This window comes from Actomonas spartinae (assembly GCF_051209155.1).
Classification (GTDB): Bacteria; Verrucomicrobiota; Verrucomicrobiia; order Opitutales; family Opitutaceae; genus Actomonas.
Genome location: NZ_JBPJGB010000002.1, coordinates 1,326,330 through 1,343,501 on the forward strand (window position 1 = coordinate 1,326,330; position 17,172 = coordinate 1,343,501).

The 17,172-nt window shown below is 64.9% G+C and carries 15 protein-coding genes; 6 read left to right on the top strand and 9 right to left on the bottom strand.

The annotated features are described in order from the left end of the window. Positions 1-147: 147 nt before the first annotated feature. The 6 genes from AC0MRV_RS13140 (at position 148) to AC0MRV_RS13165 (ending at position 9,276) form a co-directional block, all read left to right on the top strand. The gene (locus AC0MRV_RS13140) at positions 148-1,002 is read left to right on the top strand and encodes a cytochrome c (RefSeq protein ID WP_472764938.1); all 855 of its coding nucleotides are present in this window, start codon (positions 148-150) and stop codon (positions 1,000-1,002) included. A gap of 44 nt (positions 1,003-1,046) precedes the next feature. Further along, positions 1,047-2,789: a YVTN family beta-propeller repeat protein gene (locus tag AC0MRV_RS13145; protein WP_472764939.1), complete on the top strand. Its 1,743-nt coding sequence runs from the start codon at positions 1,047-1,049 to the stop codon at positions 2,787-2,789. 92 nt (positions 2,790-2,881) lie between these two features. Next, positions 2,882-5,953 carry a YncE family protein gene (locus AC0MRV_RS13150; RefSeq protein ID WP_472764940.1) on the top strand — a complete coding sequence of 1,024 codons (3,072 nt, stop codon included), beginning with the start codon at positions 2,882-2,884 and terminating at the stop codon, positions 5,951-5,953. Beyond that, entirely contained in the window at positions 5,950-6,930 is a 981-nt protein-coding gene (locus AC0MRV_RS13155) for a formylglycine-generating enzyme family protein (protein WP_472764941.1), read from the top strand. The genes AC0MRV_RS13150 and AC0MRV_RS13155 overlap by 4 nt, the downstream gene beginning before the upstream one ends. A gap of 55 nt (positions 6,931-6,985) precedes the next feature. Next, positions 6,986-8,017 (top strand): formylglycine-generating enzyme family protein, encoded by a 1,032-nt coding sequence (locus AC0MRV_RS13160; RefSeq protein WP_472764942.1) that lies wholly within the window; start codon positions 6,986-6,988, stop codon positions 8,015-8,017. A 104-nt stretch (positions 8,018-8,121) separates the two neighbouring features. Further along, positions 8,122-9,276, top strand: coding sequence for a RidA family protein (locus AC0MRV_RS13165; RefSeq protein ID WP_472764943.1), 1,155 nt, complete (start codon positions 8,122-8,124; stop codon positions 9,274-9,276). 27 nt (positions 9,277-9,303) lie between these two features. Here AC0MRV_RS13165 and AC0MRV_RS13170 read toward each other — a convergent pair whose 3' ends face one another. From AC0MRV_RS13170 to AC0MRV_RS13210, 9 genes are all read right to left on the bottom strand, one after another. Further along, a complete protein-coding gene (locus AC0MRV_RS13170; RefSeq protein WP_472764944.1) occupies positions 9,304-9,642 on the bottom strand; it encodes a hypothetical protein in 339 nt (112 codons plus the stop codon). A gap of 225 nt (positions 9,643-9,867) precedes the next feature. After that, a complete protein-coding gene (locus tag AC0MRV_RS13175) occupies positions 9,868-10,752 on the bottom strand; it encodes an alpha/beta hydrolase (RefSeq protein ID WP_472764945.1) in 885 nt (294 codons plus the stop codon). 75 nt (positions 10,753-10,827) lie between these two features. After that, complete coding sequence (locus tag AC0MRV_RS13180) at positions 10,828-11,139, bottom strand: DUF6614 family protein (protein WP_472764946.1); 312 nt, start codon at positions 11,137-11,139, stop codon at positions 10,828-10,830. Between the two features lie 20 nt (positions 11,140-11,159). Further along, on the bottom strand, positions 11,160-11,705 hold the full coding sequence (gene sufT, locus AC0MRV_RS13185) for a putative Fe-S cluster assembly protein SufT (RefSeq protein ID WP_472764947.1): 546 nt from the start codon (positions 11,703-11,705) through the stop codon (positions 11,160-11,162). 102 nt (positions 11,706-11,807) lie between these two features. Further along, on the bottom strand, positions 11,808-13,121 hold the full coding sequence (gene sufD / locus AC0MRV_RS13190; protein WP_472764948.1) for a Fe-S cluster assembly protein SufD: 1,314 nt from the start codon (positions 13,119-13,121) through the stop codon (positions 11,808-11,810). A 111-nt stretch (positions 13,122-13,232) separates the two neighbouring features. Beyond that, positions 13,233-14,669, bottom strand: a complete 1,437-nt coding sequence (gene sufB / locus AC0MRV_RS13195) for a Fe-S cluster assembly protein SufB (RefSeq protein ID WP_472764949.1) — start codon at positions 14,667-14,669, stop codon at positions 13,233-13,235. Positions 14,670-14,714: 45 nt separating this feature from the next. Beyond that, positions 14,715-15,485, bottom strand: a complete 771-nt coding sequence (sufC, locus tag AC0MRV_RS13200) for a Fe-S cluster assembly ATPase SufC (protein WP_472764950.1) — start codon at positions 15,483-15,485, stop codon at positions 14,715-14,717. Between the two features lie 48 nt (positions 15,486-15,533). Beyond that, positions 15,534-15,956 (bottom strand): Fur family transcriptional regulator, encoded by a 423-nt coding sequence (locus AC0MRV_RS13205; protein WP_472764951.1) that lies wholly within the window; start codon positions 15,954-15,956, stop codon positions 15,534-15,536. Positions 15,957-16,206: 250 nt separating this feature from the next. Next, positions 16,207-17,172, bottom strand: coding sequence for an aldo/keto reductase (locus AC0MRV_RS13210; protein WP_472764952.1), 966 nt, complete (start codon positions 17,170-17,172; stop codon positions 16,207-16,209).

A 17,172-nucleotide genomic window follows, 5' to 3' on the forward strand; every position in this document is an offset into this window, starting at 1 on the left:
ATAAGCAGCGATTAACCACTATCGCATGGCGGAACCGCCTGGGGGCCGCCTATCAAGCGCTCCGATTTTTCGGAGCCGAGACCACCCGCGGATCATCCCGGCGGGTGGTGGAGGCGACGCAGGTTCCCCTCCAGTATCCCCATGTTGATGCCCCTCACCAGGACCCGCGGGTTCGCGTGGATTCGTATTGCGCTGTGGCTCGCGCTGGCCGGCGCCGGTCTCGTTGTCACCGTGTGGTGGATACGCCGGCCGGAGTCCACCGCCGCGCTGCGCGGCCGCCGGGTGGCGCAGGAGCAGGGCTGTTTTGCCTGTCATGGCGTGGACGGCCGGGGCGGCCGGGCCAATCCCGGGGCCCGCAGTGGTGAGGTTCCCGGCTGGGATGGTCCCACGATGGCCGCGCTGTGCCGCGATGAAAGTGAGGTGGCGGAGTGGATCGATGACGGGCGACCGGCGCGGCTGGTGGCGCTCGCCGCCGCGTTGGCCGAGGAACCGGCCGTGCCGATGCCCGCGTATCGCGGTCGACTGAGCGAGGCGGAACGGAGCGATTTGCTCACCTATCTCCAGGTGGTGTCGGGCTTTGGCCTGGAAATGAGTGACCCGGTTTACGAGGGCTGGCGCACGGCTGAGCGAGTCGGGTGCTTCGATTGTCACGGGCCGGCGGGCATCGGGGGCACGCCGAACCCGGGCAGCCTCAAGGGCACGGTGCCGGCTTGGGACGGTGAGGACTACCGGCATCTGGTGCGGGACGAAGCGGAGTTTCGCGCCTGGACGCTCGAAGGCACCTTGGCCCGCTTGGAGGCCAACCCCTTGGCGCGCCATTTTTTGGAGAGGCAATTGATCAAGATGCCTGCTTATCGCGCGCATCTGAGCGATACGGAACTCGACCAATTGGTCGCCTATGTGAACTGGCGACGGCAGGAGCAGAGTGGCCCGGCGAAACCCGAGCAGGGGGACGCTCACAAAATTCTCGGGGTGCTGCCGGGGGCGGGGAGGGCAAAGTGATGCGGCGTCGGATCTGCGGGTGCATCCTCGTTGTTGCGATGGCGATGCCCATCGCCCGGGGCGATCGCCCGGTGACGCCGGTGCACGCTTCGCCGCAATCCATCTGCCTGTCTCCCGATGGCAACTTGGTGGCCGTGGTCAATGCGACCGATGACACGGTGGCCCTGATCGATGCGGCCAGCCGGGAGGTGCGACGGCGGGTGGCGGTGGGGCGTCGGCCGAACGATGCCTGCTTCTCGCCCGACGGGCGGTGGTTGTATGTTTCCTGTGCATGGGCGGGGCGGGTTGATGTCATCGAGGTGGCGCGCGGAACGGTGACGGACGCGTGGGCGGCGGGCGCCACGCCGAACGGACTCACCCTCGCGCCCGACGGCGCGACCCTCTTCGTGACGGATGCGGCTGAGGATGTGCTCCGCGCGCTCGAGGTCACCAACGGCGGAGTCCGTTGGGAGGCGCGGGTTCGCAACCAGCCCCGCCATGTGACGGTCACACCCGACGGCGCGAGGGTGTTGGTGAGCAACAACCTTGGCCGTGGTATCACCCTTCTTGATACGGCGACCGGGGCCGTGCTCGAGGAGCGCGACTTCGGCCGTTGCTCGATGTTGCGCGATGTGGTGACGACCCGGGACGGACGCTGGGCCTTCGTGGCGAACCTGGTTTCCCATGACGAGATGCCGACGCTGCAGATCGAGCGCGGCTGGATTCATTCCAACGGTTTCACGGTCGCGGATCTCGATCGCCCGGGGCACCGCGTGACTTTCCTGCTCGACCATTTGCTGCAAGGTGCCGCCAACCCGACCGGGCTCGCGCTCTCGTCAGACGATCGCTGGCTCTATGTGAGCCTCGCCGGTATCCACGAGATTGCGATCGTCGATGTCGCCGAATGTTTGGAGCTCGCGGCCACGGTGACCACCCCGGAGCAGGTGCGGCGGATGCAGGAGAACGTCGAGATCCTGGCCCAACGTGGCATCGCCCGCCGCGTGCCTTCCGGTGGACTCGGGCCGCGCAGCATCACCTTGGATGAGGGCCGCAACGAACTTTGGGTCGCGCACTATTTCAGTGATGCCGTGGCGGTGCTCGATGCCACCTGCGGCATCATCAAGGCCACGATACCGCTGCAGGACCCGGTGGAGATGACGCTGTGGCGGCAAGGGGAGCTGCTGTCCTGCGATGCCCGCATGTGCTACCAGAACTGGTTCAGTTGTGTGAGCTGTCACCAGGAGGACGGCACGGTCGATGGCCTCAACTGGGACCTTGCCAACGACGGTTTGGGCAACCCGAAGAACGCGAAGGATCTGATCAACGGCCACGACACGGCGCCGGCGATGTGGGGCGCCGTGCGCGCCAACCTTTTCGACGGCATCGCCGGTGGCCAACGCTTCGAAGGTTTTGTGGCCGATCGCGCTCGGCAGGATGCGCTGGAAGCGTATTTCGGTGCCCCCGAGGTCGTCCCCAACCCGCATCGCCGCCGGCTGCCGCCGGACCTGGTTGCCCGCGGAGAACTCCTGTTCCGCGCCGCAGGTTGCGACCTCTGTCATCCGGCGCCGCGCTTCACCGATCAGAAGTTGCACGACCTCGGCATGAAGACGGTCGACGACTTTCGGGCGCGGTTCGACACGCCGTCCTTGCGCAATGTCTACCGGAACGGCCCGTGGCTGCACGACGGCCGGGCGCCGACGCTCGAGTCGATTTTCACCGAGCACAATCAACGCAACGTCCACGGCCGCACGCAGGGTTTCACGCCCGATGAGATCGCGGCCCTCGCCGCCTACCTTCGCACGCTTTGAAACCGCCACGCTCACTTTTTTTTCGCCTCACGTTTTTCCCGCGCCGGTTCTGGCGCGGGGTTGTGGCCGTAGTGGTTCCGGGAGCAGCGGGTGTGTTCGCCGCTGCTCCCTTCCAAGCCACGCCCACGCCACCGGCCCAATACGGTCGGCAACAAGGCGTGGTGCAGACATCCGGTCATGCCCTGTCGCGTTTTGGTCGGCTCACCAGTCGGCAGTGGGCCTACGGTCAATCGTGGCAGCGCGAGAGTTTGCCGCCGGTGCCCAACCCCAACCCGGCGCCGGAGCCCCGGCCCCTGCGCGATCACCCCAACGATGTGGTGTTTTCGGCCGACGGCACGCGCCTGTATGTGAGCCTGCTGGGTTCCGAAATGGTGCCGGGGCACGAAGTCGCGGTTTGCGACGCGAAGACCGGTGCGGTGTTGAAACGCATCCTGTTGAAGCCGGCGGACGAAGAGGGCGCACCGGCCTCGGGCCCCTACCGCATGGCCCTGCATCCGGGGGGGCGGTTTCTGGTGGTGACCAACCGTTTTTCCAACTTCGCGAGTGTGATCGATACGGTGCGCGACACGGTGACGGCCGAGATCCCGCTGGACTTCTATTGTCAGGACCTGGTGTTCACCGCCGATGGCTCCACCGCCTATGTGGCCAATCGTTACCTGGATCAGATTTTTGTCGTCGACCTTGCGATCGAGACCCAGGCGGACGGGACCCCGTCGCTGACCGGCCGCCAGCGCGTGCTCGGTGGGTTTGTGGAGGATGACTTTCTGGCGGCGGGCGGAGTGGGGGATCTGCTGGCGTCGCATTGCGGGACCATGGGGTGCCACGATGAACCGCGGGGCGGTTTTGTGGCGGGCGCCGACCGACGCGCGAGTTTTGCCTCGGCACTCGAACACCTGATCCCGGGGCAGGCGCGCGAGAGCCGTTTGCTCCGGGCGGTCACCCGGTCGCGCGACGGCGGTTATGCCGATATCCTGCCCTATTTCCGCAGCCACGCGGGGCAGACGGTGGTGTTTCCCGATGCGGTCAACGACCCGGACTATCAACGACTGGCGGAGTGGGTGAACCAGACCACGCCGGGTCCCGGCATTCCGGTGGGCAACCCGGGCAGCAAGCCTCTTTCGCTGGTGCTGAGCTCCGACGAGCGCTTCCTCTACGTGGGCAACACCGGCACCCAGGACATTTCCATCGTCGACCTGCAGCTGGGCCGCGAAGTCGGTGCGATCTACGTGCAGAACGCGGTGTCCGATCTCGCCATTCATCGCTCGCCGCAGACGGGTCACGATTGGCTGCTGGTGGGCACGATGGGCGTCGGGTTTGGGGTGAGCAAAGAGCGCGACCCGTGGGGCGCCGAGACGTGGGATGCGGCCAATCCCGCGGCCCAGTTCAGTGTGCACCGCGATGTCGCCACCGCCGAGGTGCTGCCCAAGGACCAGCAGGAGTTGCTCGGGCCTTACGACGCCATCGACGGCACGGCGGGCATCAAGTTTCGCGACATTCAGAACGATCTGGTCGCGATTGATGTATCCGCGATTGAGATACCAGTGGCGGAACCGCACGGCGGCCTGCGTCATCTGCTCAAAGCCAACCGCTACGAGGCGCATCGCACCTGGGTGCGTTACACCTCGGATACGGCGGAGTCGCTTTACGGTGACGTGAAGGGCGACATCCCGCCGGAACTCATGCGGGTGGTCGGCGCCCTGCCGCAACGGGTGGAAGTGACCGGCGACCGCCTCTATGTCTGCATGGTGGGGAGCAATCAGGTGCAGGAACTGCGCATCAACGTCGATGCGGCCGATCCCTGCGAGGTGCTCACCCCGACGCGGGTTTTCGGCACGGGCTTCGAACCCACGGGCTTGGCGGTGGCGTCCGATGGTCGCCTGGCGACCGCCAACTTCCTCGGCGGCACCTTGTCGCTGGTGGATCCACAGTCACATCCGGACAACGGCCATGCCTATCAGACGCTGCCGGGGACGGAGGTCGTGATTGATCCGTCGGTGTGGCGTGCGCCGGTGCCGGCGACGGATGCCGAGCGCGGGGAACTGTTGGTGCACAGCTCGATGTTTTCCTCCGATCACGACAGCGCCTGCGTGAGTTGCCACTACCTCGAAACCGGCGACGGCCGCCCGTGGGGCGTGAGTCAGGTGGTGGGGCAGGAATATTTACGCGGCCAGGATCGGGTGGGGCAGTTGATCGAAGGCACGACCATGATGGTGCCGCAGCAGCGCGGATTGTGGGGGCTGCAGCCCTTCTTCTTTGAAGGCACGCTGTCGGTTTACGATCCGCGTTCGATGCTGATGGAGCATTGTCCGGCCGACGATTTTCGCGGCATCACCCCGGGCGGAGATTTCCGGGCGCTGGAGGCGCATGAGCCGGTGCGGGCGGTGGCCGACGTGCAGTCCAAAATGAATTCGCAGGCTACCAGCGAGGCCGGCATCGAGGAGCGCCGCAACGAGTTCTTCCGTCGCGCCACCCTGGCGACCATGGGGAAGAGTTTTGTGCTGCGGGATTTTCAGCGCTTCGTCGGCGAGTGGCAGGCCAATGAACCGCGACTCATGCCGGTGCCGTTCGATCAACAGAACGCGTCGGTGCTGCGCGGGCGGGCCTTGTTCGAGGAAGCCCAAACGGGTTGTTCGTCCTGCCATCCGGCGCCGCATTTTGCCAAGAAGGACTTTCCCAACAACCCGCGGCAAGTGGTGCCGCCGCAAGTGACGATGACCGTGCGCGACGGTTCCTTCACCTTGCTGAGCATGGAGCGACTCGATGCGATCGCCGGCATCGCGCGCGACATCGAACCCTGGGATGCGGGTCGCGTGGAGGACGAGCAGGTGCACTACACGCCGTTCGGCCTGCGCGGGTTATGGGACCGGCCGCCGGTTTTCCTGCACAACGGCGTGGCGCGGACCCTGCGCGAGATCGTGTCGGTGCCGGGGCAGACGCAGTTTGGCACGTTCAAGTATGAGCCGCTGATCGGCGGCGAACCGGAACGCCCGCACCGCCGCGAGGTGGGTTTCAACGAGACCTATTTCGTGAAAACGCGCACCCAAAAGAACAAGACCCACCTCGATACCGGCGGCCGCATCGGCAGCGACACGCATGGCGGCACCTCGCACCTCACGGCGCCGCAGATCGACGACCTGGTGAACTACCTGCTTTCCATCCAATGACGACACGCTGGTTCAGTCTGTTCCTCCTGCTCGCGCCGTTGCTGGGCGCGGCGGAATCTGCGCCGATTCGGGATGAGGCCCCGATGGTCGAGATCCCCGCCGGGGCGTTTACCATGGGGACCGATGAGGTGCATCCGGACCTCACGCCGCCGCCGTCGGCAGGCAAAGGCCTGCACCCACCGGAAGTGATGGCGGCGAGGGCCCGCGGGGCGTGGAGCCAGGCCGATGAACGTCCGGCCCGCGAGGTGCGTTTAAGAGCCTATGCGATCGATCAACATGAGGTGACCAACGGACAATACCGCCGCTTCCTCGATTGGATGCGCGAGACCGGTGACCACCGGCTTTGTCCCCCGGGCGAACCGGCGGACAAGGATCACACCCCGCGGTATTGGCGGACCTTCAACCCGCTGTTGCGGGACCCGGTTTACCGGCCGATGGCGCAGTATGGCCGGGACGACACGTTCACCGCCGACGAGAAACCGGTGGTGGGCGTCGATTGGTGGGATGCCGCGGCCTACGCGGCGTGGGCGGGCAAGCGCCTGCCCACCGAAGCGGAGTGGGAACGCGCCGCTCGCGGCACCGATGCGCGTCGTTGGCCGTGGGGCAACCAGTGGGATTGGGGCCTGGCGAATATCGGCGGCGAAAAACTGGGGGCCGACGTGCATGCGAAAGGGCGGGAAAAGGACGGCTTCATTTATCCGGCGCCGGTGGGCAGCTTCCCGGCTGGTCGCAGTGCCGACGGTTGCGAGGACATGGCGGGCAACGCGGCGGAGTGGTGCGCCGATTGGTATCAGGCCGACGTCGGCGATCAGGGGGCGACCGTCAATCCAACAGGCCCCGCCCACGGCACCGCCCGCGTCGTGCGCGGGGGCGGTTCCCACAACATGGCCAGCAACGTGCGTTGCACGGTGCGGTTCTCCTACGAGCCGGATTTCCGGCACTTCACCCTGGGATTTCGCTGTGCACAGGATCGCTAGAACACTGCTAACGCTGACCGCCCTGGGCCCGGTGCTGGCCCTGGGGGCGGGCACAATGGAGTCAGCGGCCCTGCCGCCTTCCGGCATGGTGCTGGTGCCCGCCGGAAGCTTCACCATGGGGGCGGACGATGGTGCCTATGACGAGGCGCCGGCACACTTGGTGTATTTGGATGCCTACTACATCGATCGCCACGAAGTGACGGTGTCGGCGTTTGCGCGGTTTGTGCGGGAGACGGGCGCCTATGACCGATTGGAGGGTGCGTGGTTTCGTTATGCGGTGGAGGGTTGTCTCGATCTGTTGCGCCATTACGAGGCCCGTTACGGCGTGCCCTTTGGGGCGATGGAAGCGATGGAGCGGGCGGAGGACGAACCCGGGGCGACGGATCGCGCCCGGGACATTTTGCGTTGGCGTGCCGGGGTGGCTGCCTTGCGTGAACTGATCGGGTCGGCCGACCTGCGACACGCCAACGCATCGATTGAAGAGCTGGCCCAGGATCCGGCGGTCCGCGGCCTTGTGGCGGCCCAGGCGCAGCTGCCGGTGCGCAGCGTCTCGTGGCGCGATGCGGCGGCGTTTGCCTCCTGGTGCGGGAAGCGCCTGCCCACCGAAGCGGAATGGGAAAAAGCCGCCCGCGGCGGCGAGGCCCGACGCTATCCATGGGGAGCGGAGTGGGAGCCGACACGGGCTAGGGTGGGCTTGGACTGGCAAGCGGGACCCGCGCCGGTCGGCAGCTACCCGGCAGGGGCGAGCGTCTACGGTTGTGAGGACATGGCGGGCAACGTGTGGGAGTGGTGCGCCGATTGGTATGGCCCGGCCACCTACACGCAGACCGCGCGGGAGCGGAACCCGACCGGTCATGTCGGACTGCCAAACGGCGAGCTGCCCGGGCCGGACCCAGCGGCCCCGCTATTCCGTGCGAACCGGCAGGGACGCGAGACCGACACTCGCAAAGTTTTGCGGGGCGGCTGTTGGGCGGGAGGCTCCCTCGGCCAAGCCGCCTTCAATGCCCGGGGCGCGCGGCGCCTGTGGGCGAACCCCGGTTACTGGCAGCCCGACACGGGCTTCCGCTGCGTCCAAGATTTGCCATGAAAACCCCCACCCATACCTCAGACCCCCTCCCTGCAAGCGACTCCCGGGTATCGTTTCACGGAGTGGCTCAGTCGACGACGGATGACACGCTTTCCTTGCGCGTGATGTTGAAGTCGTGCCGCTTCGAAATCCGGGCGACCAAGCGCCCTTCATTCACCGAATTTCACCTCACCGGGCTGATGGTCGAACCCTTGGCGGTTGCAGCCGCGGCCCAGTCCTTGTTGGAGCAGGCGGCCCATCTGCTCACGGAGTATGGGATCCAACCGATCGCGGAAAAACTCTATGGTCGTTCGAGTGCGCGGGAGGCGGTGCTGCGTATCCGTGACGAGATCTTTCGTCATCATGAGTTGGACGTGCGGATGGCGGCGACCTGGATTGAGGGTCGGCCGCTGGGCGAAGGTGATCTCGTCGGATGGCAATTGTGGGGCATGGTGCCGCACGCCCGTGGCGTCGAGGTCAACACGGTCGAGACGCCGGGCACCTGTTGCGGGCGCATGTGGCATGGGCCCGGTTTTCGCATGCTCTACCTGCCGTTTGTGCGGGGCACCTTGGCCGACGGTTCACTGGCAGGTGATGCCCCGGCGCAGGCCGAAGCGATGTTTGGCAATGCGGCCTCGGCCCTGGAAGCACACGGCGTTGGCTTTGCCCAGGTGGTGCGCACCTGGATCTACATGGAGCGACTGCTCGAGTGGTATGATGATTTCAACCGCGTGCGCACGCGCTACTATCGTCCGGCCGGTTTTGGCGGGCCCGGCGGGCTGCCCTATCCGGCGAGCACCGGCATCCAATGCCACTGTGCTGACGAGGAATGCATGATGGATGTGCTGGCGGTGGAGTCGCTCGATGAGAACGCCGCGCCCATCGCCACCGCGATTCAACGCAGCCCGCGGCAGGACCAGTCCTTCAACTACGGTTCGGCTTTCTCGCGTGGCATGCGTCTCGATATCGAAGGCCGGCGCACGGTGCACATTTCGGGCACCGCGAGCATCAACCCGGCCGGCGAGAGCGTGCATCTGGATGATCCCGAATTGCAGAGTCTCGAAACCCTCATGTGCATCGCGGCAATTCTGGAGAATGAAGGCGGCTCGCTGCGCAACATCACTTCGGCGACCCTCTTCTGTAAGAATGCGGAGGCATGGGAAGCGTGGCAACGGGTCTGCCGCTTGCTGCAGGTGCCGGAAATTCCCTTTGTCCCGGTCATGGCCGATGTTTGCCGCCACGATCTCCTGGTGGAGATGGAAGCGGTCGCGGTGATCTGACTTGGTCGACGTGATGTGCCGGGCGAGTCACTCGTCCGGCAGATCGCGGAGGTTTCGCCGGACGCGGCGGGTCGACAGACGCTGCTGCAAGATGCGCCGCCAGAAGGTGCGGTTGCGCGGATGATAGGAATATTCGACGAGCTCGCTTTCGAGTTCGCGGCGGCGTGAGAGTCGGCCGGTCGCCTGCACGCAGGCGATGTCGGGTTCCAAGTAGTCGCGTAGGGTCGAACGCAGCAGCGGCCAGACGAATCGCAACGGGGCATGCAGGCTGCGGCCAAGCAGGTGCATGTGGTAGGCCTCGGGTGAGATGCGGTGGTGTTTGCAGTAACGCTCGGCGTAGGTGGGTCGAGTCGAGTTTGAAGGCATGGAGCGGGAGTGCACGGCGAGGTGTGCACCCTGCATGCCATGTGCAGTTCCGCCGCCAACAATTACGGGAATCGAGGCAGTTGGTGGAATGCAGCGGGCGCACCGCGTCGGGATATGCGGAGTCTAGCGGTTTCGATGGCCTCTGCCATACGTAAAGCGGCGTAGCTGTCTTTGTTGCTTGTTTGCGACAAGCGCATTGCTTGGCTTCGCCCGGCCGCCGGCTGCTCAGAGAAAACCGTGATCGGCCAGCCATTCGGCCGCCCGGTCCGGCCAGGTTGAGACGCGGTGGCCTTTTTGACGCAGGCCGTAGCCGTGGCCACCGACAGGGTAGAGGTGCATCTCGGCCGAGACCTTGGCGGCCTGCAGCGCGATGAAGTAATTCACGGCGTTTTCGATGTGCGCGCCGTCGTCCTGAGTCTGCACGATGAAGGTGGGCGGCGTTTTGTCGGCGGCGACCGCAAGCTCCGGGGCCACGCCGTAGTCGCCCGAACGCAGATAGCCGGGGTAAAGAATCATGGCGAACGCGGGACGACAGCTGAAGGTGTCGGCTGCGTCGATCGGCTCGTAGGTGCGCTCCGCGTGGTTGTTGCTCAACACCGCCCCGAGGTGGGCGCCGGCGGAAAAGCCAATCACCCCGATGCGTGCGGGGTCGATGCCGAGTTCGCCGGCGTGTTGCCGCACCCAACCCATGGCGCGTTGGGCGTCCTGGAGCGGCAGCTCATGGCGCTGAAAACCAGCGCGTTCCGGGACCCGGTATTTGAGCAGGATGCCGGTGACCCCGATGGAGTTGAGCCAGTCGCAGATTTCGGTGCCTTCCTTGTCCATAGCCAGCCGGGCGTATCCACCGCCTGGGCACACCAGCGCGGCGGCGCCGGTGTCGATGACGGGGTCGGGCGAAAACACCTGGAGCGTCGGCACGGTGACGTTGCTGATGCGCGTCACGGCGCGGGTGCGCGTCGCGGGATCGGCAGCGGAGGTTTCCGCGATCTCGGCGGGAAGCCCCGCCGGGTCATTCGGGGCCGCCCCGGGCCAGAGGCGCACGGGATCGTGGGGCGCGCCCGTGAGGCCGGCGGTGAGCAGGCAAAGCAGGAGGGGCAGCGACGTCTTCATGCGGGCCCGATGATGAACCCGCGATCCGTTCGCGGCCATGCCGGTGCCGCGAACCGTTCACTGGCAAATTCGGCCTCAGGTCTCGTCGAAGATTTCGACGTGAAAATTGGAAACCACCTCGACGACTGCCCCGTGGGGGCCGGTGTGGATGCCACGCTGGGCCTGGGCCTTCATGGCGGTCTGAAAGGTTGCGTCGTCCGGAAAGACGAAAAGGGCGTGGAAGCGACCCAGTTGGGAGCGGGGCGGCGCGCCACGGTTGCGCAGCAATTGGCTGGTGCAGCCGGCGCCGTGCTCCGTCAACGAGGCCATGAAGTCGCGGATGACTTGCAGGCCGTGAGCCTCGGCCACGTCGGGTTTCAGATCGAACCAGACGTGGTAGTGAAGCATGGTCGGAGGACGGTGAGGTCTCAGATCAAGCCGAGGACCATTTTGCCCTCTTCGCTGATCATCGACTGGGTCCAGGCTGGTTCCCAGACGAGGCGGACTTCGGCCATGCTGACGCCGGGGACGAGGATGATCTTGCTCTTGGCGTCTTCGGCAATGGCCGGGCCCATGCCACAGCCGGGGGCGGTGAGGGTCATGGCGACGTCGACTTTGTAGCCTTGGTCGTCGTCGAGTTTGATCACGTCCATGGAGTAGACGAGGCCGAGGTCGACGATGTTCACCGGGATCTCGGGATCGTAGACCTTCTTGAGCTGTTCCCACACGGCGTCCGGATCGGGCGCGCCGTCGGCGGTGGTGGTCGCCTCGACCTTTTCCTCGACGACTTCCTCACCAATGGCGTCGGCGTCCTTGCCGTCGATGCGGTAGAGGCCGGTGTCGGTCTGCACGGTGTAGCTGCCGCCGAGTATTTGGTGGATGAATACCTTGGAGTCGGCGAAGAGCGTGTGCTTGTCGCCCGACGGGATCTGCGTGGCGGTGATGTCGCGGGAGAGGGTGCGGTCGCGGTTCATGGGTTTTGTTGCCCACTAAAAACTCGAAAGAACACGAAAGGAAAGCAGGTGGTTCAGGCGGCTGTGGTTTCGTGCCTTTGGGTGTGTTTCGTGGGCTGTTGTTTACTTCTTAAACTTGGACTGGATGAGGTTGCTGAGGACGGCGTGGAGGTCGTCGTTTTCGAGCTTGTCGAGGACCTCTTCAAAGAAGCCGAAGACGATGAGTTCGTGAGCCTTGGTCGGGTCGATGCCGCGGGACTGGAGGTAGAACTCCTGCTCCTGCGGGACGCGGCCGGAGGTGGCGCCGTGCGAGCACTTCACATCGTTGGCCTGAATTTCTAGACCGGGCAGGCTGTTGGCCTCGGCCTCCTCGGAGAGCATGAGGTTACGATTGGTCTGGTAGGCGTCGGTCTGCTGGGCGTCGGGTTCGACGACGATGAGGCCGGAGAAGATGGTCTTCGCCTTGTCGAGCAGCGCGTTCTTGTAGAGCAGGTCCGAGGTGGTGTGCGGCGCCTGATGGGTCTGCAGCGTGCGCTGATCGAACTCCTGGGTGCCCTTGGCCACGGTGAGGGCGAGCATATCACAGTGGGCGCCGGGGCCTTGGAGGCGCGAGTGGGATTCGTGGCGGGCCTGGCGGCCGCCGAGGTGCACGTTGAGGCAGGTGATGCGGGCGTCACGCTGGGCGGCGAGGCTGTTGGACTGGAAGGAGAGGGTGTCGTCCGACCAGTTTTGCGCACCGACGTAGGTGAGTTTGGCGCCCGGGCCGGCGTGGAGGTCGTTGACGCCGGAGGTGAGGTGGGCGGCCTTGTCCCCGGAGACGAAAAACTCGACGAAGGTCGCTTCGGCGTTGTCCTCGAGGGCCACGATGGTGTGCGGGAAGATGGATTGTTTATCGCCGGTGAGGGTGTGCTGCACGACGAAGGGCAGGTCGACCTTCACGTTTTTCGGCACGTAGAGGAAGGCGCCAGAGGCGGCGAAGGCGATGTTGAGCGCGATGAACTTTTCGCTGCCGAGGTTCACGCCGTGCTGCTGGAAGTAGCGGCGGATGAGCTCCGGGTGATCGCGGAGGGCTTCGTCGAGCGGGGCGAAGATCACGCCTTGGTCAACGAGGTCCTGCGGGAGCGCAGTGCGGCCGACGAGTTGGCGATTGGAGAACACGATCTCGGCGGCGTGGGGGAAGTCGGGCAGGTGCGGCACGAGGCTCGACGGATCCTCGGGCACGATGAAGCCATCGAGCGAGAGGCCGGCGAGGTTGGAGAAGCGCCAGGTCTCGTCGGTGCGCTTGGGCATCGGACGGGCGACGAATTCGTTCCACGCTTCCTGCTTGGCGGCGATCCACCACGCGGGCAGGTAGCTGCGCTGCTGCAGGTGGGTGTTGAAGCGCTCGGCATTGATGGAGAAGCCGACGTTGGGTTGCTGAGTGAGAGGCTGAGCCATGGACGGAAAATCAGAAGTGAAAGGGAGTGAGTGAAAGGGGCCGGGGGAGTGATCGGGACCGTGCGGCGCGTTTGCCTCACTTAGTCCCTTTCACTCCTCACCGCGTCGGCGTTAGCCGACGCTGCCTTCCATCTCGAGGTCGATGAGGCGCTTGAGCTCGACGCTGTATTCCATGGGGAACTGGCGCACGAGGTCGTTGACGAAGCCGTTGACGGCGAGGCTCATGGCCTGCGCTTCGGTGAGGCCGCGCTGCTGCATGTAGAAGATCATCTCTTCATTCACCTTGGACACCGAGGCCTCGTGCTGGGTGGCGTGTTTGTCGCCACGCACGGTGATGGCCGGGTAGGTGTCGGTGCGGGAGTTGGAATTGATGAGGAGCGCGTCGCACTCGGTGTTGTTCTTGCAGCCCTTGAGGTGCTTCGGGATGTGCACGACGCCGCGGTAGGTGGCGACGCCCTGGCCGACGGAGATGGACTTGGACACGACGGTGGAGGTCGTGTTGTCGGCGGCGTGAATCATCTTGGCGCCGGTGTCCTGGTGCTGGCCGTCGTTGGCGAGGGCGATGGAAACGACTTCGCCGCGAGCGCCTTCACCCTTCAGGACGACGCCCGGATACTTCATGGTGAGGCGGCTGCCGATGTTGCAGTCGATCCACTTGATCTCGGCGCCCTCGTGCGCGAGACCGCGTTTCGTGACGAGGTTGTAAACGTTGGGCGCCCAGTTTTGGACGGTGATGTATTGGATCTTCGCGTTCTTCATCGCCACGAGCTCGACGACGGCCGAGTGCAGGGTGGCGGTGGAGAATTTCGGCGCGGTGCAGCCCTCCATGTAGGTGACCTCGGCGCCTTCATCGACGATGATGAGGGTGCGCTCGAATTGGCCAAAGTTCTCCGCGTTGATACGGAAGTAGGCCTGCAACGGCATGTCGACCTTCACGCCCGGGGGCACGTAGATGAATGAGCCGCCGGAGAACACCGCGCTGTTGAGGGCGGAGAACTTGTTGTCGGAGGTCGGGATGACCTTGCCGAACCACTTGCGGAAGATCTCGGGGTGCTCGCGGAGGGCCTCGGTGGAGCCCATGAAGATGACGCCCTGCTTGGCGACAATTTCCTTCACGTTGGAATAGGCCGCCTCGGAGTCGAACTGAGCCTCGACGCCGGCGAGGAACTTGCGCTCCTGTTCGGGGATGCCGAGACGCTCGAAGGTCTGCTTGATGTCGTCGGGCACCTCATCCCACGTGCGCTTGGGCTTCTGGCCTTGGGCGAGGTAGTAACGGATCTTGTCGAACTCGATGTTGTCGAGGTCCTTGGTCGCCCAGTGCGTGGGCATGGGCTTATCCTGGAAGACCTTGAGGGCCTTGAGGCGAAACTCGCGGATCCAGTCCTCCTCCTTCTTCACGTCGCTGATGTAGCGCACGACGTTCTCGTTGAGGCCAGTGCCAGCGTCGTAGTCGTATTTGACGTTATAGGTGAAATCGCCGGCGGACTGGTCGATACCCTCGGCGGGGTTTTCGACGGCGGGCGTCTCCAGTTCTTCGAGAGGCTTCATGTGATTTTCGATTTTGGATTATCGATTTTCGATCGGGTCCGCTGCTCAGGCGGTCGCGGCGGCGAACTCTTCCTTCACCCAGTCGTAGCCCTTTTCCTCGAGCTCGAGAGCGAGAGACTTGTCACCGCTCTTCACGATGCGACCGTCATACATGACGTGCACAAAGTCCGGCACGATGTAGTTGAGCAGGCGTTGGTAGTGGGTGATGAGGAGGACACCGAGCTTGTCACCGCGGAGGGCGTTGACGCCTTCGGCGACGACCTTGAGGGCGTCGATGTCGAGACCGGAGTCCGTCTCATCCATCAGGGCAAAGAGCGGCTCGAGCATGGCCATCTGGAGGATCTCGCAGCGTTTCTTTTCGCCGCCGGAGAAACCGTCGTTGACGGCGCGGGCGGTGAATTTGCGGTCAATCTTCAGCGCGTCCATCTTGGCGTAGAGCTTCTTGTAGAAGGCCGGAGCGTCGACGTTCTCGCCCTCGCCGAGGCGGGCCTGTTCGGCGGCGCGGAGGAAGTTGGCGATGGAAACGCCGGGGATTTCGGACGGGTATTGGAAGGCGAGGAAGATGCCGGCGCGGGCGCGCTCGTCGGGCTCCATCTCGAGGATCGACTCGCCGTCGATGAGGACGTCGCCGCCGGTGATGGTGTAGTCCGGGTGGCCGGCGATGGCCTTGGAGAGGGTGGACTTACCCGTGCCGTTCGGGCCCATGATGGCGTGCACTTCGCCGGTTTTGATCGTGAGGTTGAGGCCCTTCACGATGGGCGTTTCAGGAGTGTCGGCGAGGGCGACGGTGAGGTCTCGGATTTCGAGGGAGTTCATGTGATTCAGTGAAAGGGAAGCGTGACAGTAAAAGGGAGCAGCGGGGCCTCAGGCGGTGGGCGCTTTGCCGTGAAAGTTGATTTCAATGTGTTTGGCAGTGTAGCCACTCGGGAGCAGGGAACGGAGCTGTTCGAGCAGCGTGGCCGGCAGGTCGACGTCGAGCGTGTTGCCGCCTTCGTCGTGGAAGTGGGCGTGGGGCCGCAGGTTGGGGCAGTAGCGGGTGGGCGCGCGCTCGAAATTGACGGCGCGGACGAGCTCGTGCTGCACCAGTGCTTCCAAGCAGTTGTAGACCGTGGCCAGCGAGATGGACGGCATCGCCTCCTTTACCCGGGCAAAAACCTCATCGGCGGTGGGGTGGTCGCGCTTGTTGAGAAGGACTTGGTAAACGGTCTCGCGCTGCGCGGTGGGGCGCAGACCGGCGGCGGTGAGGCGCTCGGTCGGCTGTAGGGCAGTGGATTCGGTGACAGACATGGTTCGAAAGAGTCGGTCACCGAATTTGGAATGGTTCCAATTCGCAAGTAGGAATTGGAATTATTCTAAATTATGGGGCGAAGCGCCGCTTTTGCGCGGGCAGTGGCGTCTCGCGGGGGCCGCGCTAGGACAAACGTGTCAGCTCAAGCCGAGGCTGCGAGGAGCCACGGATGACACGGGTTGGCACGGATTTGGATGCGGTCTGCCAGCTTCCTTCCCGGGGGAAAGCCGTGGCGGGTGAGGACAACTCCTAGGCCGGGGGGAAATCCTTGGTGTGGATCTCCTGGGCGCGGGCCAGTTGCGCGGGCGCGAAGGCGCCGGCGTCGGCGGCCCCGGCGCAATCGGCGATTTCGCTCAAACGGCTGGAGCCGGCCAGCACGGTCGCGATGCCCGGTTGGTCGAGCACCCAGCGCAGCGCGGCTTGGGCGAGGGTCGAGATGTCGCCGCTCACGAGCGCGTCGCGGTAGTTTTCGGCGACCGCGACCCGTTCGACGATCTCTTCGCGGGAATAGCGGGCGTTCAGGTGGCCGGCGGGGAAGGTCGTTTCCGGCGTGTAGACGCCAGCCAGGAACCCGTTGGCGAGCGATTCGCGGGCAACAATGCCGATGTTCATGGCCGCGAGATCGGCGATGAGGGCGGCGTTTTCGCGATTCATGAGGCTCCACACCAACTGCACCACGTCGATGCGACCATCGGCCGCCCAATCCCGGGTCATGTCGCTGGTCTTGTCGGGCAGGGAAACCGAATGGCCGACGAAACGGACCTTGCCGCTCGCCTTCAGGGCGTCGAGCGCGCCCCACACGTCATCCTCGATCTGGTCGGGGCCAAAAGGGGAATGAAAGAACAGCACGTCGAGGCGATCGGTGCCAAGTCGGCGCAGGCTGTCCTCGACGGACTGTGTCACGCCGGCGGCCGAATAGAAGGTGTTGAGGTGTCCGCGCGTGGGGTAGCGCCCGAACTTGGTGGCAAGGGTCACCTGGTCGCGGTCGGCGCACAAGGCCTGGCCCAGCACCTTTTCGGCGATGCCATCCTCCTCCTTGGTGCCGTAGAGCGGCGCGGTATCGAACAGGTTGATACCGAGGTCCAGCGCGCCGCGAATCGCGGCGTGGGCATCGGAGTTGTCGACACCGCCGTAGATTGGTGAGCCGAAGGACCAGGTGCCGAGGCTGACTTCGCTGACGGAGAGGCCGGTGCGGCCGAGGGTGCGATACTTCAT

Bases quoted from the DNA above. Each gene is read 5' to 3' on its own strand.
- AC0MRV_RS13160 (WP_472764942.1), top strand. From the start codon at position 6,986: ATGGAGTCAGCGGCCCTGCCGCCTTCCGGCATGGTGCTGGTGCCCGCC.
- AC0MRV_RS13170 (WP_472764944.1), bottom strand. From the start codon at position 9,642: ATGCCTTCAAACTCGACTCGACCCACCTACGCCGAGCGTTACTGCAAA.
- sufB (WP_472764949.1), bottom strand. From the start codon at position 14,669: ATGAAGCCTCTCGAAGAACTGGAGACGCCCGCCGTCGAAAACCCCGCC.
- sufC (WP_472764950.1), bottom strand. From the start codon at position 15,485: ATGAACTCCCTCGAAATCCGAGACCTCACCGTCGCCCTCGCCGACACT.
- sufD (WP_472764948.1), bottom strand. From the start codon at position 13,121: ATGGCTCAGCCTCTCACTCAGCAACCCAACGTCGGCTTCTCCATCAAT.
- AC0MRV_RS13140 (WP_472764938.1), top strand. From the start codon at position 148: ATGCCCCTCACCAGGACCCGCGGGTTCGCGTGGATTCGTATTGCGCTG.
- AC0MRV_RS13145 (WP_472764939.1), top strand. From the start codon at position 1,047: ATGCCCATCGCCCGGGGCGATCGCCCGGTGACGCCGGTGCACGCTTCG.
- AC0MRV_RS13180 (WP_472764946.1), bottom strand. From the start codon at position 11,139: ATGCTTCACTACCACGTCTGGTTCGATCTGAAACCCGACGTGGCCGAG.
- AC0MRV_RS13175 (WP_472764945.1), bottom strand. From the start codon at position 10,752: ATGAAGACGTCGCTGCCCCTCCTGCTTTGCCTGCTCACCGCCGGCCTC.
- AC0MRV_RS13165 (WP_472764943.1), top strand. From the start codon at position 8,122: ATGTTGAAGTCGTGCCGCTTCGAAATCCGGGCGACCAAGCGCCCTTCA.
- sufT (WP_472764947.1), bottom strand. From the start codon at position 11,705: ATGAACCGCGACCGCACCCTCTCCCGCGACATCACCGCCACGCAGATC.
- AC0MRV_RS13155 (WP_472764941.1), top strand. From the start codon at position 5,950: ATGACGACACGCTGGTTCAGTCTGTTCCTCCTGCTCGCGCCGTTGCTG.
- AC0MRV_RS13210 (WP_472764952.1), bottom strand. From the start codon at position 17,172: ATGAAGTATCGCACCCTCGGCCGCACCGGCCTCTCCGTCAGCGAAGTC.
- AC0MRV_RS13205 (WP_472764951.1), bottom strand. From the start codon at position 15,956: ATGTCTGTCACCGAATCCACTGCCCTACAGCCGACCGAGCGCCTCACC.